Genomic DNA, 10,636 nt, shown 5'->3' on the forward strand with positions numbered 1-10,636 from the left:
CCTTTTGTAATATCCTTTATATAATTAACAATTTCATCTTTTAAAATATCGTTTAAAGTGCTATAATTTTTCATGGAAAAAGTCCTCTGGTATTTAGTTATTTTTGCCAATTTAATTATACCATTTTTGAGGTCTTTTTTCACTTATATAAGACACAAAACCCAGGTATTTCTACCTGGATATTTTTTTATCATTTTTACCCTTTATTAAAAAATGGGGAAACACAAATAAAAATAATTTATTATTTTATAGGTCATTTATTCTAAACCCTAACACATTATTTTCAATTATTTTTAACGACTTGCAAAAGTTTGAACGATGATAATTAAAGTTTGAACGGTAATGATTAAAGTTTGAACGGTAATGATTAAAATTGAGAAGTATCTAAAGTTTTAAGATAAGTTTAAAAATATACCACTTCTGGTGGCAAATTTAATTAAACAAACATAGTATTTTTATAATTCAAATATTTTGTTATAATTTGTTATAATTTGTTATAAACGATTTGTTCCTTTATAAAAACAAAAGGCATCAAAAAGATACCTAATCATTTTCAAATAGCAAATAAATCAACTAAGAATGCCATGTCAAGGATGCCACATTCTCTCATGAAAACCTTGGCATTCTTTCATCCTTAAATTTCAAAATATGGATCTATTACTTGATTTTTATAATATTTATAAAATTTTAAGGATGCCAAGTTTTGAAAACAGGGTATATCATTTCCCATTTTTTATGGCATCCTTAAATTATATTATTTAATTACTTAGTTTTCCAGTAACCTGATTTTGTAGAACCCTTATGTTCTATTCTTCCTTCATCCTTAAGTTTCTTAATGTTATGTCTAGCACTACCTTCTGAAATATTTAATATTTTCATTATATCTTTCATAGTTAATGTTTGATTTGACTTCATTAATTCATATATTTCTTCTTGGATGTTTCTTGGATGTTTCTTGGATGTTTCTTGGATGTTTCTTGGATGTTTTGCATCACCATCATCATTATCGAATCCTGATTTATCAAATGGAATAATAACATTTATATAGCTTTCAGTGAAACGATAAGCCTTTTCACCATAAATACTAACTATTGTTGGAACACCATGACCACTTTCCTCACCGAAACCACAAGTCTTAAATATATCAAATAATTTCTTATTAACCGGATTACTTACACCTCTATAAAAATCTTCTTTTGACATTCTAGCTGGTATTGAGCCTCTTGATTCAATCTCCAATCTGTCTGAATAAATGTAAATACCTGGATTATTACTCTCACTCCATTTATTATGGACACAAGCGTTATACCACGCTTGTTCAAAAGCCTCATTATTAAATACTTTTTTCTCTTTTCTACTTCCTTCACCAAGCTTTATAAATGTTTGATTATATGATGATTCGACATAATCTTTTGCTTTTTCCATTGCATAGAGTAAGCAGACACCACCAAATTCATCTCTTTTTAAATATTTGCTCTTATCCGTAGTTGCAAATGTTGCAACATTGATTACTATATCATTTTTATCAGCTAGCATAAAAGCCATATAATTATATTTTCCACTAGATGTTCGTAACCTTAAATTTGTTTCAAATGTTTTATCATTGAAATGATAATTATGTGTTATCAAATAATTTTTTAATATTTGAAATGTTAAATCCTGTCTATGTGATTCCATTTCACATATATCTGGTTCAGGAATATTTAATGAAGCAATAAATCTCTTTTCTATTTCTTCAGGTGTCATTTCTTGACATTTAGTACCAACTCTATAATGACAACCTTTTGGTGTCATACCATATTTCTTTTGGTAATATAATTTATTACCTCTTTTTATATCTATTATAATCACATCTTTATTTTCTATTACTTCATGATGAACATGTACATATTCAGTACATTTAGGTAATACTTGATCAGTAATGACATCACCAACTTTTAGCATTGTTTCATCTAATTTACCTTTGGTGATACCTACTACTTCACCAATTTTATTTACGCCAATATAAATATGGCCTCCACCTTCAGTATTAAGATAGGTTTCTATCTCTTTAGGTAGGGCATCATTTAATATTTCTTTTAATTCATATTTATCTGTTTCATCAAATCTTAACATGAAATCAACGCCTTTCAAAACTATTTTTAGTATAGCATATTAATAATTCCTGTCTTTTTTATATAAATAAACCACTTTATCATAGTCATTAACCATCTTAGATGCAAGAGCCCATGGATATGGATTCTTAGCATTTACATCATAATGATAGACATAAAAATTAGGATCTGAATTCTTAGACAATCTTTTTCCTAACAAAAAGACCATTTCTGCTGATGTTGCCAATAACAGAATAATTTTAGAATATCGAGCAAAATCTATATTTCTTATTTTCTTAACAATAATATCGCACCAGTCATTTAATCTATCAATAGAATCTATAACCTCAGTACCTGTTTTGTTTGATGTAATATCAAGTACATCAGTTTCACCAAATTGTGAGATATTCATGTTATCAATAGATACTGTTGTTCCTACTCTAATAATAAGTGTTTCTTTATTATTTTCATGATAAGCATCTACAAGGTTATTATCATCTTTAGATTTTCTTTTTAATCTAACTCGCTTTGTAGACTGATTTGTTTGTTGGATATGAAAGCAATAATACTTCCTATTATCCGAATACATTTGACCAAGCATAAAAAGAAATGGTGTATAAGTATAGCCATAAAATAAATACTTATCATATAGGCATTTTTCATTATTTGTTTTAAACATACCTTTCATTTCACAATATGCTTCATAAATACTTTGCTTACTTTTTTCATCATCTATAAAAATAGAATAACAATCAAACTCTTATCTACCATCATTTTTTTCCTTATGTATTATCATTTCTACTTGCTTAATTAATTCTTCTTTCTTTGGTAAAACAGTTATATATTTAGATGCAAATATTTTATTATTTAATCCACCTAAGGCATACTCTAAATTAACATTCCCCTTATCAGTGCATAATATAATGCCAATTGGTGGATTATCATATTCATCATTAACCTCTGCAGCATAATAATTTAAATACATATTTAATTGTCCTACTGCCTCAGGCATAAATTGGCTTGTTTTTAATTCAATTAATACATATGATTTTAAAATCTTATTGTAAAACACCATATCTACATAATAATGAACATTTTTATATGTTACTCTTTGTTGGCTTCCAACAAACATAAAGCCTTTACCTAACTCAAGTATAAATTTCTCTATTTGTTTAATTAAAGATTCTTCCAAATCGCTTTCCATTAGTGGCTTATTTTCAGGTAATCCTAAAAATTCAAAAACATATGGATCTTTTATTATATCTTCAGGGGTATTTATCTCATTACCCTTTAAAGCCAGTTCTAATACTTTTTCTTTATTAGTTTTTCCATTAGATAATAATAATCTTTCATATAATGACGATTCTATTTGTCTTCTTAGTTCTCTAACACTCCATCTTGCATTAGAACATTCTTTTTCATAAAAGCTTCGTTTATCTTTATCTGAAATAGATAATAATTCACAATAATGCGACCAGCCTAAGTGTTTAGACAGTGTCTGAACACTACCATAATTTTTATAAAAAGCAACCATAAAATGCAAATTAGCTAGTGAAAAGCCTTTTCCAAATTTATTTGTTAAAACTTTAGATAAATATCTTAAAGATTTGTTTTCATACTCTATATCATCTATATGGAGTTTTTCATCTTCTACAATTGCCTTGCCTATTTCCATATATGTGATAAGCAAAGTATTGTTTACTTCTCTTACTACTTTTTCTCTAGCATTTTTTAATAATGATTCAATTTTATTTACTAATTCTTTATTTATAATATCATTTGTCATAGTCCAATTGTCTCCTTTACAAAATCATTAGAGTACTGTCTTAGCAATTTAAAATTGATAGTAGGATCCTTATATTTTTTTAGTATTAATTCAAAACTATCTTTTAAGAATTCATCATAAACTCTATTTAATAACTCAAAAATATTTTTAGATGACCATCCACCATATTTTCTTTCTATCTTGTATTTTTCTTTTAATACATGTTCTGAAGTTAAGTAATAATTAACAATAAGTAATTCAATATCTCCTTCATTTTTAGCAATATGATTTCTTTCCCTTAATTCCTTTTTATTCTTTTTAAAGTCCTCGGTTAATATCTTAGCCCATGTTCTTCTTCCATATTTATTTTTATAATCATAATTCTTTATTACAATTCCTTCTCCTAATCCTTCAGTAATTAAGAATTCACCAGTTTTATCTAAATATTCTTTAATATCCTCTTCGCTAAGGTCGATTTTTTCGGCCTTAAAATAATATCCAATTCTTCTTTATTCAATTGAAATCTATATCTTTCAGGAAATTTATTAATATTATTCTTTACTTGTTCGTTAAATCGTTTTGTTTCATATCCATATATTTTTGCTAGTTCAAAGTCTAGAATCACCTTTTGACCTCTAATAATATAAATCATTGATTCAATTGTTTCATTATTTAATTCAGGTATAATCATTTCATCATTTTCCATATGTATAACCCTTCTATATATAATCTTTCATTTGTTTAAAAGCATCTATTAATGCAATACTTTGTTTAGTGGCTAAATCACCCTTTAATACAGTCATTAACATATATATTCCTTGTTCAGTGAAGGCATATGGTAAAGTCGCTCTTCCTCCTTTACCTTTAGTCCAAATCTCAGCGGTCAAATTTTTTGACCTCTGAATTAATATCGTTTCCTCTTTTGATAATTGAAATCACATTTTGTGACATCAAAATTGAATTCATTTCATTCCTTGTTCAGTAAACGCATGTAGTGTATATGCTCTTCCTCCTTTTCCATCAGCCCATAATTCAGAGGTAGCAATTTGTGACCTCTCAAGTCCTTTAATTTTCTATTTTCACCCCAACTTGATTTGAATTTTTTGCACTTCAAGACTATATCATATTCTTCCTTATTTAATTGAAATCTAAAATCTCTATCGAATTTATCTATATTATTCTTTACTTGCCTATTAAAATTCTTTGTTTCGTATCCATATATTTTGGCAAGTTCGAAATCTAGCATTACTTTTTGTCATTTAATAATGTAACTCATTGATTCGATTGTTTTATTATTTAATTCAGGTATTACTATTTCTTTTCTACCATATTTATCCTCGTATAATTCAATTATGTTCTATTATTCTTCATTTGTTTAAAAATATTGACTATGCATTTATTACATATATATTATACTATGTATTTTTTCTATACTCAAGAATAATATGTTTATTTTGCTAAATGTGATTGAAAAATGAATAATTACATATTAAAATATAGATGGAGTTGATAAAATGTCATTCAATGAGCAATTAACAAAATTAAGAAAACGAAATAATATTACTCAAATTGAATTAGCAAATCTAATGAATGTTAAGCAATATGTTATATCATCATGGGAAACAGGAAGATCAGAACCAAATATATCTCAAATAATAAAGCTTAGTGATATATTTAAAATATCTACTGATTATTTACTAGATAGACATATAATAATAACAAGTTCAGAAAATGAATTTAATAAGGTAATAGAAAATATTAACAAAGATATTAAAGATGATTTTACTAAGGATTTAATTAAAATATTAGAAGATATACCTAACAATAAAAAAGAAAAAATAATAAATATTGTAAAAGAAATTAAAGAATTATAAAGAAAACATAGCTATTTTGGCATAATAAATAGCTATGTTTTTTTATTATTTACAAATAAAAAAAAGGTATCAATTAAGATACCTTGTCATTTTCAAGTTGGCGGAGCAAGAGGGATTTGAACCCCCGCTGGCCTTGCGACCACTCCCGGCTTTCGAAACCGGTCCCTTCAGCCTCTTGGGTATTGCTCCAAAAATAAAGCATTCTCTCTTATTGAGAATGCTATACTTCCCTTATAATGCAAGGTAAGCCAGTTTTTTTACTGTCATACATTGCTTTATCTGCCTCACCAATGGCTTGGTGAACAGCCATTCCATGAGGTAGTAATACACCTGCACTAAACCCATATCTATTTTTAAGTAGATTATGAGTTAAGTATTCTGCTCTAGCCTCATCTAGCTTAGCTAAAACATCTTCAGGTACTCCTCTAGTCAATACAACAAATTCATCTCCACCTAATCTTAATACCACATCATTTTCAAAATGTCTCATTAGGATTTCTGCAAATACTTTTAATTGCTTATCTCCTGTATCATGACCATAGGTGTCATTAATCTTTTTAAAATCATTTAAATCAAGATATATAACTACATCTCCTGTTTCTAATACCTGTTCTTCTATTTCAGATAAGAACACTCTATTATAACAGCCAGTTAATGTATCATAATGATATTTCGCATTTAATACATCAAGCTTCTTTTCTAGTGAGAAGTTTAAAATTTCAGTTAATATCTCTGATGATTTATTCTTTTGTGTATTTGTATAATAGTATAATAAATTCTCAACATATGATTCATAAATGTCATGATAGGTTACCTTATCAATTTTTATTGTTTCAAATAAATATTGGAATAATACTAGCCTTTCATTGACATTCATATTATATGTTATTACATGAGATATTTCATCTATAAATTCTTCTTTTTTAAAATAATCTTTAAAATAATCAAATAATGGAGTTAATAGAGAACCATAGTTTTCGCCTATATCCTTCCATTTTCTTAAATCAGCTAAGATTTCTTTAAATTCTTTAGCTGATTTATTTTCATCTAAAGCGAATTGATCTCTAAGTAATACTTTACCATATAGAGTATGAAGATTATAAAAATCAACCTCCATTTTATAATCATCATTTATTCTAAATTCTTCCATTAATGAATCTAGCCTATCCTTTGTAGCAATATATTTTTTATGCTGATGAGATATAGCATAAATACCTAATTCATTAATTAATAATTGGAATTCACCCTTTAAATTTGACGTATTATTCTTTAAATAGATGTCTGCCTCATCAATATAGGATGTAGCTTGATTAAACATTTTATGACGGAAAAACACCATTATAGCGAAGGAATAAGCACCACACTTATCCACTCCTTCGGTGTTTAGTGTAAGTATACGATTAGCATGTCTTAATACTTCAGTTAATGAATCGATAAAATAGTAATAATAAATCTCAACGAAATCAAGCTTCCACTTACTAGGGCATTCTTTAGATTTCTCATAAAGATTTAAGGCTACCTCATGAATGCTTTCTAATCGTTCATAGGCAAATTTTGTATGAACAGATTTTAATGCAAAGGAATAAAAGATATCGATAATACCACAATCGATTTCTTCTAAACCGCTAAAAAAACGAAGCATTTCAAAAAAAACTTCGCTAGTAAAGCCACTATTTTCTTGTACCTTTAGCTCTAATTCATTTCTATTCATCGCAATACCTCGTTCTTTTATTATATACGAAAACAGAGTTATTTTCAATAGAACGGGAGTTATTTAAAAAGAAAAGAAGCGATAATTCGCTTCATTTCAGTTTATTATAGGTTTCTAAAATATGGTACAGAAACTCTTAAATCGGATGCTTGTTTAACCTCAAGATTAACCCATGCATCATGCTTAATAGTTAGCTCTTTAAATTTCTTTAAATCAATAGTTCCTTCACCTAAGGCTAGATGACATTTCTTTCTATCCTTTCCATCATGGAAATGGAATTCTTGGAATTCTAAAGGAATATCCTTTATTACCTCTTGTACTAAGTCATAGCTTAAGTGATCATGTCCTATATCATAACAGAATTTAAATCCTGCATCATATAAGTCCTTATAGGTTCTTTTGCACATAGAAGGAATATTATCTGTGTTTTCAATTACCATACGGATTCCATGGTCATTACAGATTTTTTCTGCACGATGAAGATTACTAACAAATCTCTTTATATAATCGTCATATTCCTTTTCGTAAATATAATTCTTTACACCACTAATTGTTACAACAGGGCCAGGGCATAAATGAATATTCATAGATTCAATATAGCCCTCACCTAGCTTGCAATATCTTTCAAGTAGAACTAAATAAGCATCCACTACCTCTGGGTAGGAGCCTAAATCCGCCTCATCATAGAAATGTAGAGTAGCCTTGATATTATATTTATCTAATAAAGCCTTAACTGTTTTTGCCTCCATTTCCTTACGGCAATAACCAAAGTTAAGATTTAATTCAATAAAATCTAAGCCAAGCTCCTTTGCAAGCTTAAGGTTATCTTCAATTGTATCAAATTCAAAAAGCTGTGGCATTCCAAGCTTTATCATTAAATCACTCTTACTCTGATTACACCCTCAAGGCCATTAAATAATTTAGCCTCAACTGGCTGATCAGTATCTAATACTGTATATGCAAATTCACCCTTAGACTGGCTTAATAATGTATTAATGTTCGCACCAGCATCAGCAACTACCTTAGTGAAGTGATTGATAACACCAGGAACATTCTTGTGTGCAATAGTAACACGGCTTGCACCATTCTTAACACCTGCAGCCATTGCTGGATAGTTTACAGAATTCTTAATGTTTCCATTTTCTAAGAAATCCTTTAATTCAGCGATTGCCATAACTGCACAGTTATCCTCTGCTTCTTCTGTAGAAGCACCTAAATGAGGAAGAATGATTGTATTTTTGAATGTAACAACCTTTGGATTAGCAAAGTCTGTTACATACTTACGTACATTACCAGCTTCAAGTGCTGCACCAAGTGCATCTTCCTTTACTAATGTATCTCTTGAGAAGTTAAGAATTGCAACATTCTTCTTCATTTCATTAATTACTTCTTCATTAATCATACCCTTTGTGGAATCCATTGCAGGTACATGAATTGTGACGAAGTCTGCAGTCTTTACTGCATCCTTTAAATCTGTAGTGTACTTAACCTTAGAGTTAAGCTTTAATGCGTTTGCTGTAGATAGGTATGGGTCAAAGCCTACAACCTTCATACCTAAATCAATACATGCGTTAGCAACTAAAATACCAATAGCACCTAAACCTACAACAGCAATTGTCTTGCCAAAGATCTCAGTACCAGCAAAATTCTTCTTTGCCTTTTCTGCTGTCTTTGCGATAGCCTCATCATTAGCATTAGCCTTAACCCATTCATTACCACCGATTAAATCACGGCTAGCAAGTAACAATGCTGCAAGTACTAATTCCTTAACTGCATTTGCGTTAGCACCAGGAGTATTGAATACTACAACACCCTTTTCTGCATATTTTGCAAGAGGAATATTATTAACACCTGCACCAGCTCTAGCTACAGCTAAAATGTTTTCTGGTAAATCCATTTCCTTCATTTCAGCAGAACGAACTAAAATGGAATCTGCAGCTTCAATTGTATCTACTGTACCATCAGCACCTTTTAAAGTATCTAGTGCTACTTTAGAAATATTATTTAAACAAAATGCCTTCATTTTATAAATTCTCCTCTTCAAATTTCTTCATGAATGCAACTAATGCTTCAACACCAGCCTTTGGCATAGCGTTATAGATAGATGCTCTCATACCACCTACAGATCTATGACCCTTAAGGTTAACTAAGCCAGCCTTAGTAGCCTGAGCTACGAAATCAGCTTCAAGAGCTGCCTTCTTTTCAGGATCAGTAACTACAGCTGGATTAACAATGAATGGAACATTCATTAAAGAACGAGAAGCCTTCTCAACTGTTCCAACGAATAGCTTAGAGTTATCTAAGAAATCGTAAAGGATAGCTGCCTTTTCTTGATTCTTCTTTTGAATTCCTTCAAGACCACCATTTGCCTTTAACCACTTAAATACCTTACCACAAATGTAAATACCATAGCAGTTAGGTGTATTGAATAAGGAATTATTATCTACCTGAGTCTTATAGTTAAGCATTGTTGGAATCTTCTTAGATTCTTCTTCTGTAGGAATTAAATCCTCACGAATAATTGCGATAACTACACCTGCAGGTCCTACATTCTTCTGAACACCTGCATAAATCATACCATACTTTGTTACATCTACTGGTTCACTTAAGAAGCAAGAAGACTGGTCTGCAATTAGAGGAATTCCCTTTGTATTAGGTAATGTATGGAACTTAGTACCATAAATTGTATTGTTTTCACAAATATATACATAATCCATATCGTCTGTGATAGGTAAATCACTACAATCTGGAATATAGGAGAATGTCTTATCTTCACTAGATGCTAAAGTTACCATTTCTCCAACAAATTTAGCTTCCTTAGAAGCCTTCTTAGCCCACTGACCTGTAATAATATATCCAGCCTTTTTCTTTCTCATGAAGTTCATAGGAATCTTAATAAACTCTAAGGATGCACCACCCTGTAGGAATAATACCTTATAGTTTGCTGGGATATTTAATAGATCTCTTAAGTCAGCTTCAGCCTCATCTATAATAGCCTGGAAAGGTTTTGAGCGATGGCTCATTTCCATTACAGACATACCTGTGCCCTTATAATCTAACATTTCTGCTGCTGCTTCTTTTAATACTTCTTCAGGTAGAACAGCTGGACCTGCTGAAAAGTTGTAAACTCTGCTCATTGTTCAAATCTCTCTTTCTTATATTTTTTTGCTAAGTTCAAACAAAAAGTTGGTAA

General features: G+C 29.6%; 8 protein-coding genes, 1 tRNA gene and 3 pseudogenes. 1 reads left to right on the forward strand and 11 read right to left on the reverse strand.

Going from position 1 to position 10,636, the window contains the following annotated elements; all coding sequences use genetic code 11:
* Positions 1-762: 762 nt before the first annotated feature.
* From EI71_RS09700 to EI71_RS09725, 6 genes and pseudogenes are all read right to left on the reverse strand, one after another.
* Positions 763-2,115 carry an RNA-binding domain-containing protein gene (locus tag EI71_RS09700; RefSeq protein WP_119017027.1) on the reverse strand — a complete coding sequence of 451 codons (1,353 nt, stop codon included), beginning with the start codon at positions 2,113-2,115 and terminating at the stop codon, positions 763-765.
* A gap of 39 nt (positions 2,116-2,154) precedes the next feature.
* Positions 2,155-2,835: an SAVED domain-containing protein gene (locus EI71_RS09705; RefSeq protein WP_342769509.1), complete on the reverse strand. Its 681-nt coding sequence runs from the start codon at positions 2,833-2,835 to the stop codon at positions 2,155-2,157.
* A gap of 18 nt (positions 2,836-2,853) precedes the next feature.
* The gene (locus EI71_RS09710) at positions 2,854-3,879 is read right to left on the reverse strand and encodes a PDDEXK nuclease domain-containing protein (protein WP_119017029.1); all 1,026 of its coding nucleotides are present in this window, start codon (positions 3,877-3,879) and stop codon (positions 2,854-2,856) included.
* 448 nt (positions 3,880-4,327) lie between these two features.
* Positions 4,328-4,564: pseudogene (locus tag EI71_RS09715) on the reverse strand (ORF6N domain-containing protein); the annotation flags it as partial.
* A gap of 16 nt (positions 4,565-4,580) precedes the next feature.
* Positions 4,581-4,700 (reverse strand): annotated as a pseudogene (locus EI71_RS10580) (ORF6N domain-containing protein); the annotation flags it as partial.
* A gap of 224 nt (positions 4,701-4,924) precedes the next feature.
* Positions 4,925-5,212, reverse strand: a pseudogene (locus EI71_RS09725) (ORF6N domain-containing protein); the annotation flags it as partial.
* A 160-nt stretch (positions 5,213-5,372) separates the two neighbouring features.
* On the opposite strand from EI71_RS09725, the gene EI71_RS09730 reads away from it, so the two are divergent.
* Complete coding sequence (locus tag EI71_RS09730) at positions 5,373-5,732, forward strand: helix-turn-helix domain-containing protein (protein WP_119017031.1); 360 nt, start codon at positions 5,373-5,375, stop codon at positions 5,730-5,732.
* A 98-nt stretch (positions 5,733-5,830) separates the two neighbouring features.
* Here EI71_RS09730 and EI71_RS09735 read toward each other — a convergent pair.
* From EI71_RS09735 to serC, 5 genes are all read right to left on the reverse strand, one after another.
* Positions 5,831-5,921: transfer RNA gene (locus tag EI71_RS09735), tRNA-Ser, on the reverse strand.
* A gap of 31 nt (positions 5,922-5,952) precedes the next feature.
* Positions 5,953-7,443, reverse strand: a complete 1,491-nt coding sequence (locus EI71_RS09740; RefSeq protein WP_119017032.1) for a GGDEF domain-containing protein — start codon at positions 7,441-7,443, stop codon at positions 5,953-5,955.
* Positions 7,444-7,547: 104 nt separating this feature from the next.
* A complete protein-coding gene (locus EI71_RS09745) occupies positions 7,548-8,318 on the reverse strand; it encodes a sugar phosphate isomerase/epimerase family protein (protein WP_119017033.1) in 771 nt (256 codons plus the stop codon).
* On the reverse strand, positions 8,318-9,466 hold the full coding sequence (locus EI71_RS09750; RefSeq protein ID WP_211321107.1) for a 3-phosphoglycerate dehydrogenase family protein: 1,149 nt from the start codon (positions 9,464-9,466) through the stop codon (positions 8,318-8,320). Before EI71_RS09750 ends, EI71_RS09745 begins: the two co-directional genes overlap by 1 nt.
* A 1-nt stretch (position 9,467) precedes the next feature.
* Positions 9,468-10,580 (reverse strand): 3-phosphoserine/phosphohydroxythreonine transaminase, encoded by a 1,113-nt coding sequence (serC, locus tag EI71_RS09755; RefSeq protein ID WP_119017034.1) that lies wholly within the window; start codon positions 10,578-10,580, stop codon positions 9,468-9,470.
* Positions 10,581-10,636: the final 56 nt, after the last annotated feature.

The sequence above is a fragment of the Anaeroplasma bactoclasticum genome (assembly GCF_003550015.1).
Taxonomy (GTDB): Bacteria; Bacillota_I; Bacilli_A; order Acholeplasmatales; family Anaeroplasmataceae; genus Anaeroplasma; species Anaeroplasma bactoclasticum.